The 20,046-nt window shown below is 58.7% G+C and carries 17 protein-coding genes, 1 tRNA gene and 2 pseudogenes; 9 read left to right on the forward strand and 11 right to left on the reverse strand.

The window, feature by feature from the left end; all coding sequences use genetic code 11:
* Nucleotides 1-3 precede the first annotated feature (3 nt).
* The 6 genes and pseudogenes from V6P94_RS13930 to V6P94_RS13955 form a co-directional block, all read right to left on the reverse strand.
* Nucleotides 4-1,110 (reverse strand): enoyl-CoA hydratase/isomerase family protein, encoded by a 1,107-nt coding sequence (locus V6P94_RS13930; RefSeq protein WP_338647123.1) that lies wholly within the window; start codon nucleotides 1,108-1,110, stop codon nucleotides 4-6.
* 148 nt (nucleotides 1,111-1,258) lie between these two features.
* Nucleotides 1,259-2,029, reverse strand: a complete 771-nt coding sequence (locus V6P94_RS13935; RefSeq protein WP_338647125.1) for a 3-hydroxybutyrate dehydrogenase — start codon at nucleotides 2,027-2,029, stop codon at nucleotides 1,259-1,261.
* A gap of 116 nt (nucleotides 2,030-2,145) precedes the next feature.
* Complete coding sequence (locus V6P94_RS13940; RefSeq protein ID WP_016781241.1) at nucleotides 2,146-2,427, reverse strand: peptidylprolyl isomerase; 282 nt, start codon at nucleotides 2,425-2,427, stop codon at nucleotides 2,146-2,148.
* Between the two features lie 128 nt (nucleotides 2,428-2,555).
* Nucleotides 2,556-3,437, reverse strand: a pseudogene (locus V6P94_RS13945) (lipase family alpha/beta hydrolase).
* Nucleotides 3,438-3,547: 110 nt separating this feature from the next.
* Complete coding sequence (locus tag V6P94_RS13950) at nucleotides 3,548-4,636, reverse strand: 3-deoxy-7-phosphoheptulonate synthase (RefSeq protein WP_338647127.1); 1,089 nt, start codon at nucleotides 4,634-4,636, stop codon at nucleotides 3,548-3,550.
* 710 nt (nucleotides 4,637-5,346) lie between these two features.
* The gene (locus tag V6P94_RS13955; RefSeq protein WP_338647129.1) at nucleotides 5,347-5,589 is read right to left on the reverse strand and encodes a DNA-binding protein; all 243 of its coding nucleotides are present in this window, start codon (nucleotides 5,587-5,589) and stop codon (nucleotides 5,347-5,349) included.
* An 81-nt stretch (nucleotides 5,590-5,670) separates the two neighbouring features.
* Here V6P94_RS13955 and V6P94_RS13960 point away from each other — a divergent pair.
* From V6P94_RS13960 to V6P94_RS13980, 5 genes and pseudogenes are all read left to right on the forward strand, one after another.
* Nucleotides 5,671-6,058: pseudogene (locus V6P94_RS13960) on the forward strand (helix-turn-helix domain-containing protein).
* 116 nt (nucleotides 6,059-6,174) lie between these two features.
* Nucleotides 6,175-6,813 carry a UvrY/SirA/GacA family response regulator transcription factor gene (gene uvrY, locus V6P94_RS13965; protein ID WP_019826343.1) on the forward strand — a complete coding sequence of 213 codons (639 nt, stop codon included), beginning with the start codon at nucleotides 6,175-6,177 and terminating at the stop codon, nucleotides 6,811-6,813.
* A 2-nt stretch (nucleotides 6,814-6,815) separates the two neighbouring features.
* Nucleotides 6,816-8,639 carry an excinuclease ABC subunit UvrC gene (gene uvrC, locus V6P94_RS13970; protein WP_133077461.1) on the forward strand — a complete coding sequence of 608 codons (1,824 nt, stop codon included), beginning with the start codon at nucleotides 6,816-6,818 and terminating at the stop codon, nucleotides 8,637-8,639.
* A gap of 32 nt (nucleotides 8,640-8,671) precedes the next feature.
* Nucleotides 8,672-9,229 (forward strand): CDP-diacylglycerol--glycerol-3-phosphate 3-phosphatidyltransferase, encoded by a 558-nt coding sequence (pgsA, locus tag V6P94_RS13975; protein WP_048361487.1) that lies wholly within the window; start codon nucleotides 8,672-8,674, stop codon nucleotides 9,227-9,229.
* Nucleotides 9,230-9,295: 66 nt separating this feature from the next.
* A tRNA-Gly gene (locus tag V6P94_RS13980) sits at nucleotides 9,296-9,371 on the forward strand.
* A gap of 314 nt (nucleotides 9,372-9,685) precedes the next feature.
* Here the strand turns inward: V6P94_RS13980 and V6P94_RS13985 are convergent.
* Nucleotides 9,686-11,101: a cytosine permease gene (locus V6P94_RS13985; protein WP_133076931.1), complete on the reverse strand. Its 1,416-nt coding sequence runs from the start codon at nucleotides 11,099-11,101 to the stop codon at nucleotides 9,686-9,688.
* Between the two features lie 249 nt (nucleotides 11,102-11,350).
* On the opposite strand from V6P94_RS13985, the gene V6P94_RS13990 reads away from it, so the two are divergent.
* A complete protein-coding gene (locus V6P94_RS13990; RefSeq protein ID WP_019826348.1) occupies nucleotides 11,351-12,262 on the forward strand; it encodes a LysR substrate-binding domain-containing protein in 912 nt (303 codons plus the stop codon).
* Nucleotides 12,263-12,318: 56 nt separating this feature from the next.
* Here the strand turns inward: V6P94_RS13990 and argE are convergent, their stop codons facing one another.
* The 4 genes from argE to V6P94_RS14010 are packed head-to-tail and all read right to left on the reverse strand — an operon-like array spanning nucleotide 12,319 to nucleotide 15,915.
* Nucleotides 12,319-13,464 carry an acetylornithine deacetylase gene (argE, locus tag V6P94_RS13995; RefSeq protein ID WP_133076930.1) on the reverse strand — a complete coding sequence of 382 codons (1,146 nt, stop codon included), beginning with the start codon at nucleotides 13,462-13,464 and terminating at the stop codon, nucleotides 12,319-12,321.
* Nucleotides 13,461-14,138 carry a DUF1028 domain-containing protein gene (locus V6P94_RS14000; RefSeq protein ID WP_019826351.1) on the reverse strand — a complete coding sequence of 226 codons (678 nt, stop codon included), beginning with the start codon at nucleotides 14,136-14,138 and terminating at the stop codon, nucleotides 13,461-13,463. Before V6P94_RS14000 ends, argE begins: the two co-directional genes overlap by 4 nt.
* Before the next feature lie 11 nt (nucleotides 14,139-14,149).
* Nucleotides 14,150-14,560, reverse strand: a complete 411-nt coding sequence (locus V6P94_RS14005) for a RidA family protein (protein ID WP_338647147.1) — start codon at nucleotides 14,558-14,560, stop codon at nucleotides 14,150-14,152.
* A 23-nt stretch (nucleotides 14,561-14,583) separates the two neighbouring features.
* Complete coding sequence (locus V6P94_RS14010) at nucleotides 14,584-15,915, reverse strand: NAD(P)/FAD-dependent oxidoreductase (protein ID WP_219263126.1); 1,332 nt, start codon at nucleotides 15,913-15,915, stop codon at nucleotides 14,584-14,586.
* A gap of 359 nt (nucleotides 15,916-16,274) precedes the next feature.
* Here V6P94_RS14010 and V6P94_RS14015 point away from each other — a divergent pair, with 359 nt between their 5' ends.
* From V6P94_RS14015 to V6P94_RS14025, 3 genes are all read left to right on the forward strand, one after another.
* Nucleotides 16,275-17,072, forward strand: coding sequence for a LuxR C-terminal-related transcriptional regulator (locus V6P94_RS14015; RefSeq protein WP_133076927.1), 798 nt, complete (start codon nucleotides 16,275-16,277; stop codon nucleotides 17,070-17,072).
* Nucleotides 17,073-17,117: 45 nt separating this feature from the next.
* The gene (locus tag V6P94_RS14020) at nucleotides 17,118-18,500 is read left to right on the forward strand and encodes an aspartate aminotransferase family protein (RefSeq protein WP_322149067.1); all 1,383 of its coding nucleotides are present in this window, start codon (nucleotides 17,118-17,120) and stop codon (nucleotides 18,498-18,500) included.
* 152 nt (nucleotides 18,501-18,652) lie between these two features.
* Nucleotides 18,653-20,032, forward strand: a complete 1,380-nt coding sequence (locus tag V6P94_RS14025; protein WP_133076925.1) for an APC family permease — start codon at nucleotides 18,653-18,655, stop codon at nucleotides 20,030-20,032.
* The last annotated feature ends 14 nt before the right edge of the window (nucleotides 20,033-20,046 follow it).

A 20,046-nucleotide genomic window follows, 5' to 3' on the forward strand; every position in this document is an offset into this window, starting at 1 on the left:
GGCTCAGGCTCCCGTCGCGTCGAATGAGGTGAAAAAGCTGACGACATGCACAGGGTCCAGTGCGTCCAGGGCAGGCGGGTTCCAGCGCGGGTTTTTGTCCTTGTCGATGATCAGTGCGCGCACGCCCTCCATCAGGTCGCCGCGATCGAACCATTGACGGTCAAGGTGCAGTTCGAGGGCAAAACACTGTTCCAGAGTCAGTTCACGGCCACGGCGCAGCATTTCGAGGGTGACGGCCATTGCCAACGGGGAGCGGGTTTGCAGAAGGTCGGCGGTTTCATTGGCCCAGTCGCGGGTTTCCGGCGCCGTGACAGCGCGCAGATGAGCGACGATTCGCGGTATATCGGCCTGGGCGAAAACGCTGTCTATCAGGGGGCGAAGCCTGGCCAGCGGCGGCTCGGGCAACACGGTCACTGCGAGCGTTCCGATCAGTGCTGTCAGATCATCAATGGGGGTGCCTCGCCATTCGAGGGTATCGAGGCTTCTATCCAGTTCAGGCAGTTTGCTGCTCTCCAGATAGCCGTCAGCCAGCCCGCAGTACAGTGCGTCACTGGCGCGGATTTGCACGCCACTGACCCCCAGGTAAGTACCAAGCTGGCCCGGTGTGCGGGTCAGAAAGTAGCTGCCGCCAACGTCAGGGAAATAACCGATTGCCACTTCAGGCATCGCCAGCTTGCTGCGCTCGGTGACCAGGCGCAGATCCGCGCCTTGCACCAGTCCCATGCCGCCGCCGAGGACAAAACCGTCCATCAAGGCAATCACGGGTTTGGGGTAGTGGTGCAGGGTCAGGTCGAGGGCGTATTCCTCTTCGAAGAACACCGTGTGCAGGGTGTCGTTGTTTTGATAACTGTCGTAGAGCGAGCGGATGTCCCCGCCAGCGCAAAAGGCTTTTTCGCCAGCGCCACGCAGCACAATGGCTTTTACCTGAGGGTCTGTGGCCCAGGCATCGAGATGCTGCTGAAGGCTGCGCACCATCTCCAGGTTGATGGCATTGAGACCGCTGGGGCGGTTGAGGGTCAGGTGACCAATGTGGTTGCGGACCTCGGCCAGAATCGTCTCGTCAATTGGAGCGATTTCCGGTGTCGGTGAGGAGGAAACCTGAGCAGTCATCACTAACTCCCTGCTTTATATTATTTTTAGTCGGTGTTCACGGGCGAACGATAACGGATGCTAACAGTGCAAATTTGCTCATTACAACCCTGATAAGTGCAGGGCTGGTGTGCATTTTTGCATGTTGGGTATGCAGCGATCCGCCCACTTATTGCGCCAGCCAACCGCCGTCCACGTTCCAGGCGGCACCACGCACCTGGCTGGCTGCCTCGCTGCATAAAAACAGCACCAGTTCGCCCAGTTGGGGCGGGGTCACGAACTCCAGGGAGGGTTGTTTCTCGGCCAGCAGATCGTGCTGCGCCTGATAGGGGTCAATGCCCTGGCTGATGCGCTGATCAATCTGTTTTTGCACCAGTGGTGTGAGCACCCAGCCTGGGCAGATGGCATTGCAGGTGATATTGCTGGTGGCGGTTTCCAGGCCAACGACTTTGGTCAGGCCGATCACGCCATGTTTGGCGGCCACATAGGCGGCTTTGCCGACCGACCCCACCAGGCCATGAACCGAGGCGATATTGACGATGCGCCCCCAGCCGCGCTTGCGCATGCCGGGCAAGGTCAGGCGAGTGCTGTGAAACACGCTGGACAGGTTGATCGCGATGATTGAATCCCAGCGTTCTACCGGGAACTCCTCGACGCTGGCCACATGCTGGATGCCTGCGTTGTTGACCAGAATGTCGATACCACCGAACTCGCGTTCGGCATAACTGATCATGTCGGCGATCTGCGCCGGGTCGCTGACATCTGCAGGATGGTGACCCACTTTGACGCCCAGTTGCTGGATGTCTGCAATGACTTTGCTGGCATCGCCAAAGCCGTTGAGTATCAGGTCGGCTCCAGCCTTGGCCAGGCTCAGTGCGATGCCAAGGCCGATGCCGCTGGTGGAACCGGTAACCAGTGCAGTTTTACCCTTAAGGCTCATGATCAATTCCTCAGAACGACGGGTTCGTGAATGAGGAAACGTAGCACGTGGTTTGCAGTTGCGGATACGAAACGGCCCACCAATAGGTGGGCCGTTTTCACGCAGCGCGGGGAGGATTAGTCCTGGCGGCTGGTGACTTCCAGCAGGTGATAGCCGAACTGGGTCTTGACCGGGCCTTGCACCACGTTGATTGGCGCGCTGAAGACGACGGTGTCGAATTCTTTAACCATCTGGCCTGGACCGAAAGAACCCAGGTCGCCGCCCTGACGGCTGGACGGGCAAGAAGAGTTGGCTTTCGCCACTTCGGCGAAATCAGCGCCGCCTTCGATTTGGGCTTTCAGTTCGTTGCACTTGTCTTCGGTGGCAACAAGGATGTGACGGGCAGTGGCTTTAGCCATGAGGGAGTACTCCTTTCAAGAAAGTGCCGAGCCTACCGGATTCAGTGGGTTTTTTCTCGGCAAAAGTTCTGTTTTGCGTTTTTGCTGACTGGCGGATCAATGCTTGACGTACTGCGACCGGACTATTTTTATAACCCTTTGTTTTTCAAAAGCTTGGCGTGTTCGACATAAAGCGTGAGCGGGTTGACGGTTTTTTTTCTCATGGGGGCCAGGTGATTAATGGTGTCGAGGTGATCAAGGGGGTAGTCCGAGCGGATCACATGGCCCAGATGGGAGCTGAATCGTCCCACCATTCCGTCATTTTCCTTGGTCTCACGGGTAAAAAAGCTGCCGAACACACGGCAGGCGTTGTGCAAGGGGTCGAGCAGGTTCAGCGATTCCGACAATCGTGAGCCTTTGATAATGCCGCTCCAGGAGTAATAGAACACATCGTTTACGTACTCGGCCCCCATGCCGCCCCAGGTTTCAGGCAGGCATTGGGGGTATTTAAGGTTAAATGCAGTAACTCCTTCGGTGGTCAGGGCGTTGAGCGCCTCAAGTGCGTGTTGCGGCAGTTGCGAGTGGTCGGTTATCGCTGACAGGAATGTGGAGAACGCTGTGGTCAGGGCGCCGGCGATGGTTTCGGGCAGTGTGCCCGGCACAAAGGCCTGACGCATGCGGTCTGCTGCTTCCGAACCATGATTCGGGCCGCTGACCGAGGTCACGGAGGCGACAAGATGTGGCGCGGTGGCAGCTGCATAGCGGGCGGTCAGGGCGCCCTGGCTGTGGCCGATCAGGTTGACCCGCTGTGCGCCGGTCTGGGTGCACACCCTGCGTATATGCTAAAGCAGTTGTTCGCCCCGTGTCTCGTTGTTGTTGGCGGCCGAAATGATCGGCACGAAAACCCTGGCGCCTGATTCAGCGAGCGCGTCCTCGATGCCTTTAAAGTAGTTGAAGGGGCCTATCCGGCCGAAACCGAACAGTCCGTGTACCAGCAGAATCGGGTAGTGGGTATTGGCTGAGTCATCCATGGGGTGTTTTCCTTGGTGTTGTTAACCGTAAAAAACACCTTAGTCGATATCGACTTCGCGCAGCCGTGGGCATATTCCCGGGCTGCGCAGAGGTTTGCCGAGCAGGCTTGTCAGGCGATGACCCGGGCGACGCGGCGCTGTGTTTGCAGCTGTTGGGCGGCGTTGCGCAGCAAGTGCTCGGTGGCATCCCAGCCCAGGCAGCCATCGGTCACGGAAACCCCGTAGCGCATGTTCGCACTCAGGGGCTGGCAGCCTTCGAACAGATGGCTTTCGAGCATCATGCCAATCAGGGAGTGATCACCTGCCAGGCGCTGTTCGAGCACATCATTGAACACTTCCGGCTGGCGCAACGGGTCTTTGCCGCTGTTGGCGTGGCTGCAGTCGATCATCATGCGGGCCGGGATGGCGCTTTTTTCCAGTCCGGCGCGAGCCTTGGCCACACTGGCGCGGTCGTAGTTCGGGCCGCTGCGGCCACCGCGCAGTACCAGATGGGTGTCGGGGTTGCCGGGCGTCTCGACGATTGCCGGATGGCCCTGGCTATCGACCCCGAAATGACGGTGACTGTGCGCGGCAGAGCGCATGGCATCGCAGGCGATTGCCACACCGCCGTCAGTGCCGTTTTTGAAGCCTACCGGCAGATCAAGGCCGCTGGCCATTTCGCGGTGAATTTGCGATTCGGTGGTGCGGGCGCCAATGGCCACCCAGCCCAGCAGGTCGTCGAAGTAGCCTGCAGCGATGGGCTGCAACAGTTCGGTGGCGACCGGAAGGCCCATGCGCAGGATTTCGAGCATCAGTTCCCGTGACAGGGTCAGGCCGTGAGCCATGTCATCGCTGCCATCCAGGTGCGGATCGTAGGCCAGGCCTTTCCAGCCCACAGTCGTGCGCGGTTTTTCGATGTAGGCACGCATGACCAGTAGCATGTCGTCGCTCACTTCATGGGCCAAGGCTGCGAGATTGCTGGCGTATTCGAGTGCGGCGAGGGGGTCGTGGATGGAGCAGGGGCCGACAACCACCAGTAAACGGGAGTCTTCACCGTTGAGGATGGCGCGAATGGCCTGGCGCTGGCTGCTGATCTGCTCGCGAAGCTTGATGCTCAGGGGCAGTTGCTGTTTGAGTTGCGCTGCGCTGGGCAGGCGACGGGTCGAAATCTGGGTAGTTGCAGTGTGTACGGCTGGCAGAGCGGATACGGATGCGTTCATGGTTTGTGCTTCCTGGGCAGGCGGCGGGTTCTCCCGCGCGCTCAGCCCTACTGGGGTGTTCGACAATTGGCCAGACTGGCTATGAGTGCTTGCGTGCCACCAATGTGGGTCCGTTCGGAGGCGGCAGGCTGTCCCGAACGGCGGCTGATAAATCGCCATGCAGTGCAAAGGTCGAAGCGGTAATAAGTGGCGTAGTTCATGGGGTAAATCCTCAATTCAATAAAATGTCAGGGGCCAGAAAAACAAAACCCCCGGTCGGGAAGCCGACCGGGGGTGAGAATTCTCTGGTAGGCGACCCCTAAGTAGTGGGCGCCGTGTGGGTATCAGGCGCGCCAGTGGCTAAACCAATACCCAAAATAAAATCGTGCGGTGGAGTGCATGTTGTTCGCGCACACAGATTCAGCCAGACGCTCGTCGCGTGCGGTCTTACAAATGTCTGTGGGGGCGTGATGCAACATGGGTGGTCTCCGATTGATGGTTCGCAGCTTACTTGAGGCGAACGGGCGTATTCAATCAAAAAATACTATGTGGATTAACAATTCAGACTATTGCCATCAGAGTCAGGGGCAGGCGAGATGTTTATTCGAACCGGTCACGAACACGTGAGGGCCCTGTTTCGGGCTTTGCGCCGCCGCTCGCCGTGCGTGCTGTTGGGGGGGGAGGGCGTGCCTGAATACTAAATCGGGAGTCACGCCCGATTAGGCGCATACTCAAGCGAACTCATCACCTTCTGCCTCAACTGAATGTGTGGTCTGAGAGGCAATGATGCCGTCTTTCATGCCCACAAGAACCGCTACCTTGTGGGCTTCACCACGCTTCCCCTTTTTGCGCCCGGCGAGCACTTGATAAGTGGTGGCCGGGTCGACGCCATGTTCCCGAGCGAACTCTTGAACGGATTTCCCCTGGTATTCCAGCCATGCCTTGGCTTGTGCGGCAGTACGAATTCCGGTCATAGTTCAAAACCGTTCAATTTTGTTTAATATTTATGGATTATACCATCCTTGCGGGTGTTTAAAATGGGATCCTACATCCAAATGAGTGGAATTGGTTTGCGCTTGCGCCAAGAGAGAGAGCGACTGGGTTTGTCGCAGAAAGCTTTTGGCGAAATTGGTGGTGTCGAGGCGAATGCCCAAGGCAAATATGAGAGTGGTGATCGCGCGCCCAAGGCGGACTACTTGTCGCGGGTCGCGGGTCGCAGGGCGTGGGGTGGATGTGCTGTTTGTATTGACCGGCAGCCCAACCCCGACATTAGTAGACAACCTCAGTCATATAGAAGAAAAAGTCCTGACCAGCTACCGGGTCTTGCAAAAGGAAGATCAGGACGCCATCCGCCGCTTGACCACAACCTTGGCCGAGCTGTCTGTCGCTCACCCGGCAAAGGAACTTCGTGATCCTGAAGATATTGAGGCCGTCAAGGGCTGAATATTTACAAGGATTTAACGCTTTGGCGTGGATAGTTGACGCAAGTCGGTAGGTTGGTGGATTAGTTTTTGCTAAGGTGTCCACAATCAACCAAGACCAATTTGCGAGGTATCGACTTGATTCGGGTTCTAGTGGTCGATGACCACGATCTTGTGCGTACAGGGATCACACGAATGCTGGCCGATATCGAAGGCTTGCAAGTGGTCGGTCAGGCCGAGTCCGGTGAGGAGTCCCTTCTCAAGGCCCGCGAGCTGAAGCCTGATGTGGTTTTGATGGATGTCAAAATGCCCGGCATTGGTGGTCTGGAAGCTACCCGCAAGATGATGCGCAGCCACCCCGACATCAAGGTTGTCGCCGTGACGGTGTGTGAAGAAGACCCTTTTCCGACGCGCTTGCTGCAGGCAGGCGCCGCAGGCTACATGACCAAGGGCGCGGGTCTGGCCGAGATGGTCCAGGCAATCAGGCTGGTATTCGCCGGTCAGCGCTACATCAGCCCGCAAGTCGCACAGCAATTGGCACTCAAATCCTTTCAGCCTGCAAGTGACTCTCCGTTTGATGCCCTGTCCGAGCGCGAAATTCAGATCGCGCTGATGATTGTGGGCTGTCAGAAGGTCCAGGTCATTTCAGACAAACTTTGCCTGTCGCCCAAGACGGTCAATACCTACCGCTACCGCATTTACGAGAAGCTCTCGGTCAAAAGCGATGTTGAACTGGCCTTGCTGGCTGTTCGTCACGGCATGGTCGATGCTGGTTAACGATGACTGACGTGTTTGACGCAAGTGCGTTTCTTTCGACCTGCAGCGGTCGTCCTGGCGTGTATCGCATGTTTGACGGCGATGCACGGCTGCTTTACGTGGGTAAGGCCAAGAACCTAAAAAAGCGTCTGGCCAGCTACTTTCGCAAAACCGGCCTGGCGCCTAAAACAGCTGCCCTCGTGGCACGTATCGCGCAAATAGAAACCACCATTACCGCCAATGAAACCGAGGCGTTGCTGCTTGAGCAGACGCTTATCAAGGAATGGCGCCCGCCGTACAACATTCTGTTGCGCGACGATAAGTCCTATCCCTATGTGTTTCTGTCGGATGGTGAATTCCCGCGCCTGAGCATTCATCGCGGTGCCAAGAAGCTAAAAGGCAAGTACTTCGGGCCTTACCCCAGTGCGGGCGCTATTCGCGAGAGCCTGAGCATCTTGCAAAAGACCTTTCTGGTGCGTCAGTGCGATGACAGCTACTTCAAAAACAGAACGCGGCCTTGTTTGCAGTATCAGATCAAGCGCTGCAAAGCGCCTTGTGTCGGGTTGGTTGAGCCGCAGGAGTATGCCGAGGATGTTCGCCACTCGATCATGTTCCTGGAGGGGCGCAGCAGCGCGCTGACCGACGAGCTCAACAGTGCAATGGAGCAAGCCGCCAGCACCCTTGATTTTGAGCGTGCCGCTGAGGTACGTGACCAGATTTCGCTCTTGCGCAGGGTTCAGGACCAGCAAAGCATGGAAGGCGGGACCGGCGATGTGGATGTGATTGCCGCTTTCGTAAACCCCGGCGGCGCCTGTGTGCATTTGATCAATGTGCGCGGCGGGCGGGTATTGGGCAGCAAGAACTTCTTTCCTCAGGTTGGTATCGAGGAGGAGGTGGCCGAAGTCATGGCGGCCTTTCTCGGTCAGTACTACATCAGCAGCCCTGAGCGCGACTTGCCGAGCGAGCTGATTGTAAACGTGGAGCACGAGAGCTTCGGCGCAATCATCGACGCCATCGAAGAGCTGCGGGGCCGAGAGCTGGCCATCAGCTACAGGGTGCGTGGCACGCGGGCGCGATGGCAGCAACTGGCGGTCACCAATGCCGAGCAGGCGCTGGTTGCCCGCCTGACAAACCGTCTGCATGTTGCGGCACGCTTTGAGGCCCTGGCCAAAGTATTGAAACTCGACGAAATCCCACAGCGTCTGGAGTGCTATGACATCAGTCACTCCAGCGGTGAAGCGACCGTTGCATCCTGCGTGGTGTTCGGCCCCGAAGGTCCGATCAAGTCGGATTACCGGCGCTTCAACATTGAAGGCGTCACCCCGGGCGATGACTATGCCGCCATGCACCAGGCGCTGATGCGCCGTTTCAGCCGGCTTAAAGAGGGGGAGGGCAAGCTGCCCGACATCCTGCTGGTCGATGGTGGCAAGGGTCAGCTCTCAATGGCCCGTGATGTGCTCAATGAACTGGCCGTGCCAGACTTGATCCTGCTTGGCGTGGCCAAGGGGGCAACACGCAAGGCGGGCTTCGAAACCCTCTATCTGAACGATGCTGCCCATGAATTCACGTTAAAGGGTGACTCGCCGGCCTTGCATTTGATCCAGCAAATCCGTGACGAGGCCCACCGTTTTGCCATTACCGGACATCGGGCGCGACGGGGTAAAACCCGTCGAACCTCAACCCTGGAAGGCATTCCAGGGGTAGGGCCGACTCGCCGCCGAGATTTATTGAAACATTTTGGTGGCTTACAGGAGCTATCTCGTGCCAGCATCGAGGAGATCGCCAAAGCACCCGGGATCAGTAAAAAGCTCGCTGAGTTGATTTATGCAAACCTGCACAGCGAGTAGAATGCCCCCTCACCTCGTAGCCAGTTGTGCCGATGAATATCCCTAATTTGATCACCGTACTACGCGTTCTACTCATTCCTTTCTTCATTCTGTTGTTTTACATGCCGTACAGCTGGAGTTATGTAGCCGCCAGCTCAGTCTTCGCGTTTGCGGCGGCGACGGATTGGCTCGACGGCTATTTGGCCCGTCGACTGGAGCAAAGCACGCCTTTTGGCGCCTTTCTGGATCCGGTAGCCGACAAATTGATGGTTGCTGTGGCGTTGGTCCTGTTGGTGCAAGAGCACCACAACGTGTGGCTGACCCTGCCTGCGGCCGTGATTATTGGCCGTGAAATTGTCATTTCCGCGTTGCGCGAGTGGATGGCAGAGTTGGGAGCACGGGCTCAGGTTGCCGTATCGAACATGGGCAAATGGAAAACAGCGGCGCAAATGCTGGCCCTGATCATCTTGCTGGCCAATCCATCGGACTTCAGCTTCTGGGTGTTGGTGGGTTACGGGTTGCTGCTGGTGGCGGCCGGGTTGACCTTGTGGTCGATGCTTCAGTATTTGCGGGCCGCCTGGCCGCATCTGAAGACGACCTCGGTAAAATAAATAAAACTTTTTGAATCAATGGGTTGACGCATTCTTTTATTGCTATAGAATGCCCAGCACCAAGACGCGGGAATAGCTCAGTTGGTAGAGCACGACCTTGCCAAGGTCGGGGTCGCGAGTTCGAGTCTCGTTTCCCGCTCCAAACATGGCTTTACGAATTCATTGCAGTTCGATAGAGCAGAACAAAGGACCTTCGGGTCCTTTTTTCGTTTCTGGCTTTTCATCAGGGAGCTTGTCCAGGCGCCCAACGATGATTTCTTTGCGGCATCTCTCTCAAGTCACCACCCAGGATGCTCCGGATTTTCAGGGGTTTGAAGGTGAGGGTGTTTGGGTATTCCCAAATGCGCAACGCCAGACCCGCAAGTCGTCTAGTGACGAGACTTTCAGTATCTGGCGCTGCCTGTGGGGCGGGAGTTGCAGAGTCTTCAGTTCAAGATAAACAGCCTGGGTGGCCGATCAGACACCGGCGACCAATGCGCCCTCGTTCATCCTGCGTTTGTAGGCACTGTCACGATTCGCCAGCCAGAAATACAACGGCGAAGTCACCACCAGCCCGACGATCCAGGACAAGTCCGCTCCGTTGATGTGTTCTGAAATCGGACCCACATACAGCGGCGTGTTCATGAACGGAATCTGCACCACAATACCGACCGCATACGCCAGCAATGCCTGGGGGTTGTAGCGCCCGTAAATCCCGCCATCCACACGAAAGATCGACGCAATGTCGTACTTGCCCTTATGGATCGCGTAGAAGTCGATCAGGTTGATCGCTGTCCACGGCACCAATACCACCAGCAACACCAGCACCATATCGACGAAGTGCCCGATAAAGTCCTTGGAGGCGAACACGGCTGCAGTTGCACACGTGGCCAGTACGATGATGGAGATCACCGCACGGCTTTTGGCCGTTGGAATCCAGCGATACGCAAAGGTCTGCACCAGGGTGATGATCGACAGTACCGCGCCGTACAGGTTGAGGGCGTTGTGGCTGATCACGCTGAGCAAAAAGAGCACCAGCATCAGGGGGCCGATGGAGCCCGTGGCGAGTTTGACCGCTTCCATGGTGTCCATTCCTACCGGGGTGGCGAGGACGGCAACGGCGCCAAAGATGAAGGACAGACTGGAGCCCAGGACCGAACCCAGGTAAGTGGTCCAGAATGTGGACGCAACGGGGACGTCAGCCGGCAGGTAGCGGGAGTAGTCAGACACGTAGGGGGCAAAGGCGATCTGCCACAGGGCAGCCAGGGAAATGGTCGCCAGCACGCCTGCAATGTTGAACCCGCCGCGGGTCAGAAAGTCGGTGGTCTGTATGTGGGTGAAGATGTAGCCGAAACCGAGCACGATCCCGGCGCCCAGTACCCAGGTGCCAATGCGGTTGAGCACGTGGATAAAGCGGTAGCCGATGATGCCGATAATCCCGGAACCGATGGCGCCGATCACGATGCCGACCGGCACGGGCACCGAATCGACCACGCCGTGCAGGGATTTGCCCGCCAGCACGATGTTGGAGGCAAAGAAACCGATGTACATGACACCCGCGATCACCACCACCAGCAACGCGCCGAGGGAGCCGAACTGGGCACGGCTCTGGATCATTTGCGGGATGCCCATCTGCGGGCCCTGGGCCGAGTGCAGCGCCATCAGCACACCGCCGACCAGGTGACCGATGAGGATGGCGACGATGCCCCACATCAGATTAAGGTTGAACAGTTGCACACCCAGTGCTCCGGTGACGATCGGCAGCGGCGCGATGTTGCCGCCGAACCACAGGGTGAACAGGTCTCTTACCTTTCCATGGCGATCTTCGGGGGGCACGTATCCAATCGTGTGTTTCTCGATGAGCGGGGCGTTGGCTGTTGCAGTGGTGACCATGACGAACTCCAAGGCAGGTGAGTACGTGGACGTACTTCGCAGTGCGCCGACAGGGCGGCGCTTTGTTGTTGGAGTGATCATCTGTAATGGGGGCAGGGAGGTAAATTAGTAAGTTTGTTGCTATAGACATTAAAAAAAGTATCTCCCGGGCTTTTTTGCTCCGGTATGTTGCATGCTCCGTGAACGCTGAATAAAACAGCTTTTTCTTGCACTGGTTTGGGGCGAAATCCCACGTTTCCCGAGGTTCCGATGGCTGCCTACAACCTGCGCCAACTCAGATATTTTGTAACCACGGCCGACTGCGGCAGCGTCGCCGAAGCGTCGCGCAAGCTTTACATCGCACAACCGTCCGTCTCGACCGCGATCAAGCAACTGGAAGACAGTTTTGGTGTGCAGCTGTTTATCCGCCATCACGCCCAGGGCGTGTCACTCACACCCAGTGGCGCACGGTTTTACCGCAAGGCGCTGGAGTTGTTGCGAGTGGCCCATGAGTTCGAACAAAACGCCCTGGCCGACAATGACGTGGTGGCGGGGCAGATCGATATCGGCTGCTTTGAAACCGTCGCACCGCTGTACTTGCCGCGTTTGATCGCCGGCTTCAAGGCGCGTTGGCCCGGGGTGGAGATCCGCATTCGCGACGGTGAGCAGCAGGAGCTGGTACAGGCGCTCACCGCAGGCACTATTGATGTGGCGATGCTGTTTGAACACGACCTGGGAACCGCCATCGAGACTGCGCCACTGATGCCGCCGCAGCAGCCATACGCCCTGTTACCGGCCGATCACCGCTTTGCACAGCAAGCCAGAGTGTCCCTGGCGGATCTGGTCCTGGAGCCCATGATTCTGCTGGATGTGCTGCCCAGCCGGACCTACTTCGTGAGCATATTCGAAGAGCGCGGGTTGACGCCGAATATCGTGTTCAGTTCGCCGTCGATCGAGATGGTTCGGGGGATGGTGGGCAGGGGGTTCGGCTTTTCGATACTGGTGACCAAACCGTTCACCGAGTACACCTATGACGGCCAGAAGGTCGTGTGTGTGCCGCTGGCTGAAACGGTCACCGGTTCAGGCTTGTCGGCTGTGTGGCTGCGTCGCGCACCATTGACCAAGCCGGTGCAGCTGTTTGTCGACTATTGCCGTGAAGAACTGGCGCAGTTACTGGGCTAGAACTGTGGGAGCCGGGCTTGCCCGGCTCCTACAGTTGATGGGTATCGTTTGGGGTATCAGGTGCGGATCGAGTGCAGCATCCGCAGCAACATGGCATCACATCCCGCCAACTGAGCCACACTCACAAACTCATCCGGCTTGTGCCCCTGGTCCATGCTGCCGGGCCCGCAGACCACCGTGGGAATGCCCACGGCATCGAACAGCCCCCCTTCGGTACCAAACGCGACGGTGCCGAATTCCCGCGAGCCGCTGAACGCAGCAATCAACTCAGCCGCCTGGCTGCGCTCATCAGTCACCAGGCCCGGGTACGCGGACAACTCGGTAAAGCGGATCGCACTTTGCGCGCTGACGGCCTGCATGCGTGGCAACACCTGTTGCTCGGCGTACGCCTTCAACTGCGACGCCACCTCACTCGGGTCCAGGGACGGCAATGCGCGAATCTCGAAATCAAACCGGCAATCGGCAGGCACGATGTTCAGCGCTTTGCCCCCGGTAATCACCCCGGTTTGCACGGTGCTGAACGGCGGATCAAAACGGGGATCCTGTGTCTCCTGTAGTTGGTGTCCTATACGCCCCAACTCGCCAATCAACGCGGCGGCATGCTCGATGGCATTCACGCCATAGGGCGCATAGGCCGAATGACACGCCTCGCCTTGCACATCACAGCGCATGGCGAGCTTGCCTTTATGGCCGAGTACCGGCTTGAGCTGCGTCGGTTCGCCGATAATGCACAACATCGGCTTCACCGGCCGCTGCTCCAGTACCTTGAGCAACGAGCGCACGCCCAGGCAGCCGACTTCTTCGTCGTACGACAGGGCGATATGCACCGGCATGCGCAACGGCGCCTGAATCAGCGCCGGGACCAACGCCAGCACACAAGCGATGTAACCCTTCATATCCGCCGTGCCCCGGCCAAACAGCTTGCCGTCGCGCTCAGTCAGCTCAAACGGTGGCACTGTCCATGGCTGGCCATCCACCGGCACCACGTCGGTGTGTCCCGACAGCACAATACCCGCCAGTCCTTGCGGGCCAATACTGGCGAACAGGTTGGCCTTGCTGCGCTCTTCGTTGTAGACCAACTCACTGGCCACACCGAACCCGGCCAGGTAATCGCGCACAAAGTCGATCAGTTGCAGGTTGGACTCGCGGCTGGTGGTGTCAAACCCCACCAGCTTGTGCAGCAGATCGCGGCTGCTACTCATCGATCATCTCCGGCCACGCCGTAGCCGGGGGAGCGGTCGGGAGCGATGGCGCGGTCGATGTAGTCCTGCACTTGCGGGCGATAAGCGTCCCAGAGTTTCTGCAGTTCAGTGATCGGGCGCTCATCGGCCCAGTCCACCCGCAGGTTGATGATCGGCCAGGTCAGTTCGCCCACCACCACCAGCGCGGCGGAATGCACCGGGCCGGCCTCGCCGCCAGCGTCGATGGCGGCATGCATGGCGGCCAGCAGCCGGTCCGCCAGTTGGCCTTCGCCTTGCTCGAACGCCAAGACCATGGCCTCGATCACTGCGCGGTCGGCCAGCATGTTGCCCGCCGCCACGCATTGTTCGCCCGCGACCCCATTGTGGGTACCCAGGGTCTCGCTGCCGCTGAAATGCACGGTGCGGCCCAGATGATCAATCGCCGTCAGTTGCCGGTACTGGCTGTAGCCATTGCTCGTAAGCGCCTTGTCCAGCGCTGCGGCCGGGGCGAGGCCCCGTTCCAGCAAGTCCAGCACGTCCGGGCCCAGGGCCGGCAGGGTGATGTTCTGGGTTGAAACCGCGCCAACACCGGGGCGCAACCAGGGGCAGCGGGCACCCACGGCAATACTCGATGAGCTGATGGCGATGCCCAGCTGGCCGGTGTCCGCGCAACGGCCAACGATTGAAAACGTCATGGGTAGCCTCCTTACTCCGGGATAACCGCGATCACATCGATTTCCATCAGCCACTGGGGCTGCCCGAGGGCCGACACCACCAGTCCGGTGGAGATCGGAAACACCCCCTTGAGCCATTTGCCGACTTCCTGGTAAACCGGCTCGCGGTAGCGCGGGTCGATCAGGTAGGTGGTGGTCTTGACGATATGGCTCAGGTCGCTGCCCGCTTCTTCGAGCAGTTGCTTGACGTTGCGCATGGCTTGCTCGGTCTGGGCCCTTGGGTCTCCCAGGCCAACGAGCCTGCCTTCGAAATCGGTGCCCACCTGGCCACGCACATACACGGTGTTGCCGGCGCGCACGGCCTGGCACAGGTCGTTGTCCAGGGTTTGGTTAGGGTAGGTTTCCTTGGTGTTGAACATGCGGATGCGAATGTGAGTAGGCATCAAATAAACTCCGAAAAAAGTGATCAGGCGCTGACAGTCGGTTGGCGAGCCACGGCAGGGGCTTGGCGGTAGTCGAGGTATTTGCGCTGGGTGGCGATGTGGTCGGCCACGTGCTTGGCGTCGTGCCAGACGCCCCAGATAAACGAAGAGCCTCGACGCGACTGCCACGGCAAGCCAAGGAAGTAGATCCCGGACTCGCTCGATACGCCGCGCTGGTGCTGGGGCTTGCCGGTGGCGTCGAACGCATCGACCTTCAACCAGCTGTAGTCCACGGCAAACCCGGTGGCCCAGATGATCGACGTGATACCCGCCGTGGCCAGATCCAGTTCCAGGATCGGGTTCTTGATGCACGGCGCATCAGCAAACACGCGACGGGCTTGCGGTTCCGCAGGCAAGTCCAGGCCGTTGCGCTCTACATAGGCATCGGCCGCATCCAGCAGGGCCAGGTAGTTCTCATCACCGCGGGCCAGGTTTTCCAGCAGGTTGGGCTGGAAACGGGCGACGCTGCCATTGAACGATTGGGTCAGGCCAACCAGCGTCATGCCTTGCTGGGCCAACTCGCGAAAATCAATGGTTTTGCCGCCCTGCGCGCCGCTTACCGCAATGGTCACGTGCTCGCGGCCAGGCTTCATCGCCGCCTGATCCCACTCGCCCAGCACACCCAGCCACCAGCAAAAATCGCGGTTGCGATAGGCGCGGGGCGGGCGGTCGTGGGCACCGACAGACAGGTACACCTGGCGACCGGAGCGTTGCAATTCATCGGCGATCTGCACGCCGGAAGAACCCGCGCCCACCACCAGAACGGCGCCAGCCGGCAGCTGCGAAGGGTTGCGATAGTCGGCGGAGTGAATCTGATGCAACGCGGTGTCTTGAGGTGCAATCGCCGGTATCACCGGTTTCTGGAATGGCCCGGTCGCCGCCACCACGCGGTTGGCTTCGATCACGCCTTCGCTGGTGTGCACGGTAAAGCCCGGGCGCCCGATATTGCGGGTTACAGACAGTACGTCAACGCCGGTACGGATCGGCGCATTGAACTTGCGTGCATAGGCTTCAAAGTAATCCGCCACCCGCTCTTTTGGCGCAAAGCCATCGTCGGCGACGTCATCGAATGCCATACCCGGAAACCGGTCATGCCAGGCAGGTCCGTTGGCCACCAGCGAATCCCAGCGCCCGGTGCGCCAGCGTTCGGCAATACGACTGCGCTCCAGAACTAGGTGCGGCACACCTTGCTTGCTCAGGTGCTCACTCATGGCCACGCCAGCCTGACCGGCTCCCACCACCAGGGTGTCTATTTTTGTTATCGCTACCGTCATGTCTCTGTCCTTGCGTAATGCAGTTGGATTCAGTTCGTGCATGACTTCAAGGCTAGGGGGAGGGCAGTTTTAAATAAAATATTATTAAGCTGGGAAGTGAGCATAAAAATTGAATGCAGAAGTTCTCGCCCTGATTACTCAATATTGCCCCTGTATCAACGCGAAAAAGGGTATGTACACGGTGCTCAGGACCCTTGTGCCAGACGGGCTGACGCCTTGACCGTGGCCAGGCCGGGGTGGCCAGGCTCCTCACCCTAACGGGTGATTTCGATGATTTTCAGGGTGTGGGAGTATCACTCCACTCCTTGGCGCCAGTGACGTGGTGTCGTACTCAACCGTACTTTCGGCGAGTCTTTGAAGTGGAAAACGACCGGCTTTCATCTGCGCAATGGTTCGAACAGATGGCCAGAGTGACCGAGAGCATCGGGCAAGCGGGCTTCACCGCTACGTTGTTCGAAGCCCTGGGATGTATCTGGCCCATTCAGGCGACCACGTTGTACCTGTACCCCCACGGGGGCATGCCCAGTGCGTTGTTCGAACTGGAAGGCCCCTGGTTGCCACAAGGCAATGTGCGCCAGTACCTGTCCGGGTTCTATTTGCTGGACCCGTTCTACGGGGCCTGCATCGAAGGCGTCAGTTCAGGGTGTTACAACCTTGAGGATGTTGCCCCCGATCACTTCGAACTCGGCGAATACTTCCAGTCGTTTTACCGTCACTCCCATCTGGAAGATGAGTTGAACTACATCCTTCAGTCCAGTGCCGGGCTGAGCCTGTCGGTGTCACTGGCGTTTACGCAAAAACTGGACGCAACCACCACCCAGCAGTTCAAGCGGATAGCGCCCTGGGTGCTGGCGGTGCTGGGCAAGCATTTCGTCGGTCTGGATGCCCGGGGATCGCGCTTCGAAAACCTGCTGGAACAGCGAATCCATTCGGCCCTGAACAACTTTGGCTCGTCGCTGCTGACCGAGCGCGAATGCCGGATTGCCCAGCTGATCTTGCGCGGCCACTCCACACGTTCTCTGGCCGAACGCCTTGGGGTCACGGAAGACACCATCAAGTCCCACCGCAAGAACATCTACAGCAAGCTGGATATCGGTACGCAATCGGAACTGTTTTCCCTGTTTATCGATTCCCTGGCAGAAGCCCAGGGGGTGCTCAGCAAAGACCCCCTTGAAAGCTACATGAGCAAGAACCGCTGAGCGGTGCGCTTGCCCTTGTGTGACTCCCAACAAAAAGAGAAAACCATGAATTTACCATTCGAGTTGAAGCGCCAGACCGAAGATTACCAGCAGGCTGACGCGGCCCACCACATCCACGCCTTTGTGGATCAAAAAGCCCTGAATGCCGAAGGCCCGCGAGTGATGGTGCGGGGCAAGGGCCTGTATCTATGGGACAGCGAAGGCAAGCGCTACCTGGACGGCATGTCGGGGCTGTGGTGCACCCAGCTCGGCTATGGTCGCAAGGACTTGACCGCCGCTGCCGCCGCGCAGATGGACCAGCTGTCGTACTACAACATGTTCTTTCACACCACCCATCCGGCGGTGATCGAACTGTCCGAGTTGCTGTTCAGCCTGCTGCCGGGTCACTACAGTCACGTGATCTACACCAACTCCGGTTCCGAAGCCAACGAAGTGCTGATCCGTACCGTGCGCCGCTACTGGCAAGTGGTCGGCAAGCCGCAGAAAAAAATCATGATCGGCCGCTGGAATGGCTACCACGGTTCCACCCTCGCGGCTTCTGCGCTGGGCGGCATGAAGTTCATGCACGAAATGGGGGGCATGATTCCCGACGTCGCCCATATCGATGAGCCGTATTGGTACGCCCAGGGCGGCGAGTTGACCCCAGCTGAGTTCGGTCGTCGCTGTGCCCTGCAACTGGAAGAAAAGATCCTCGAACTGGGCGCCGAAAACGTCGCGGGCTTTATCGCGGAACCGTTCCAGGGCGCGGGCGGGATGATTTTCCCACCAGAAAGCTACTGGCCCGAGATTCAACGCATCTGTCGCCAGTACGATGTACTGCTCTGCGCCGATGAGGTGATTGGTGGCTTTGGTCGCACCGGCGAGTGGTTTGCTCACGAGTACTTCGGTTTTGAGCCAGACACCCTGTCGATCGCCAAGGGCCTGACCTCCGGTTACATACCGATGGGCGGCCTGGTTCTGAGCAAGCGCATTGCCGATGCGCTGGTGGAGCAGGGCGGGGTCTTCGCCCACGGCCTGACCTACTCCGGGCACCCGGTCGCGGCAGCGGTGGCGCTGGCCAACCTCAAGGCGCTGCGTGATGAAGGCATCGTACGCACGGTGAAGGAAGACACCGGGCCATACCTGCAACAGATCCTGCGCGAAGTGTTCGCCCATCACCCGATGATCGGCGAGATCCAGGGCACGGGCTTGCTCGCGGCCTTGCAGTTCGCCGAGGACAAGAGCACGCGCAAACGCTTCGACAATGAAAACGACCTGGCCTGGCAGTGCCGCACCTTTGGTTTTGAAGAGGGCGTCATCATTCGCTCGACACTGGGCCGCATGATCATGGCGCCCGCCCTGGTAGCAACCCGAGGCGAGCTGGACGAGCTGGTCGAGAAGACCCGCATTGCAGTAGACCGCACCGCACGGATCGCGGGAAAACTGTGAAGTGATCGGCCCACCACCCCGCATCCGGGGTGGTGGGCGACATCGTTACATTGCCCTGCGTGCACATCACCACTTTCAACGAATGATTCACTAACGGTATCGATTTCATCGAATGCCGCGGCGCCCTGCATTCCAATTTCCAGGAGTCAGCAATGAATACAATAACAAACGTGGCCGATACTCCCTCCCATCATTCCCCCTCCAGCGCAACGTCGGCCCGCAGGTTTCGACAACCGCTGGGCCTTGTCGGACTGGTTCTTTTCGGCCTGGCCTACATGGTCCCGCTGGCGGTGTTTACCACCTACGGCCTGGTCACCCAGATGACCAAGGGGCACCTGCCGACCGCCTACCTGTTGACGCTCGCGGCCATGCTGCTGACCGCCTACAGCTATGGACGCATGGTTCAGGCGCACCCCTATTCAGGATCGGTCTACACCTATACGCGCAAGGCATTTGGTGCCTATTTCGGCTTTCTTGCCGGCTGGACGTTATTGCTGGACTACATCTTCCTGCCGTTGCTCAGCTATTTGCTGATCGGCATCTACATGTCCGAGTACTTTCCCGCCATTCCGACCGCGGTGTGGGTGCTCGGCTCCATTGCCCTGGTGACGGTACTCAACCTGGTGGGTATCGAGTCCATCACCCGGGTCAACTGGATACTGATCGTTGCCCAACTGGTCTTCATCGTGGTGTTCGTGGCGTTGTCAGTGAACACCCTGAGCGGGCGTTCCGAACCGCTTTCGCTGCTCGAACCTTTCCACCATGAAGGCTTCAGCGTGCCGTTGATCATGACGGGGGCAGCCGTGCTGTGCCTGTCATTTCTGGGCTTCGATGCGGTGTCGACCATGGCCGAAGAAACCCCTGACCCCAAACGTACGATCCCGCTCGCCATCATGGTGGTGTCGTTGGTCGGAGGGCTGCTGTTTCTGGTGGTTTCGTATTGTGCCCAAATGGTTTTTCCGGAATGGAACAGCTTCGCCGACCCGGATTCGGCGTCGGTGGACGTGATGCGTCGCGTCGGTGGCGAACTGCTGGTGACTGCGTTTACCGCAACCTATGTGGCGGGCTGTTTCGCCTCGGCAATGGTGTCCCAGGCCAGTGTCTCCCGCGTGCTGTTTGCAATGGGACGGGACGGAGCATTGCCCCGCGTACTCGGCAAGCTGGTCTCGAAAAAACGGGTGCCTGCCAACGCGATCATCTTGGTCAGTCTGTTCTCTCTGATTGCCCTGTTCATCACCCTGGATACCGTCGCCAACATGATCAGCTTTGGCGCGCTGTTCGCGTTCTCGGCGGTGAATCTGGCAGTGATCAAGCATTACCTGATTGATCAGAAGCTGCGCGGACGCCGCAACTACCTGATGTACGCCGTGCTGCCGGGGCTGGGGTTCCTCAGCACCCTCTGGTTGTGGACGAGCCTTTCGAGCATGTCGTTCCTCATTGGTCTGTGCTGGATGGGCCTGGGGCTCCTGTGTCTGCTGGGCGTCACCCGGGGGTTCCGGGTGGGCATGCCGGATTTGAAAATCGCGGAATAACTACAAAAACATCC

Source organism: Pseudomonas sp. ML2-2023-3 (genome assembly GCF_037055275.1).
Lineage (GTDB): Bacteria > Pseudomonadota > Gammaproteobacteria > Pseudomonadales > Pseudomonadaceae > Aquipseudomonas.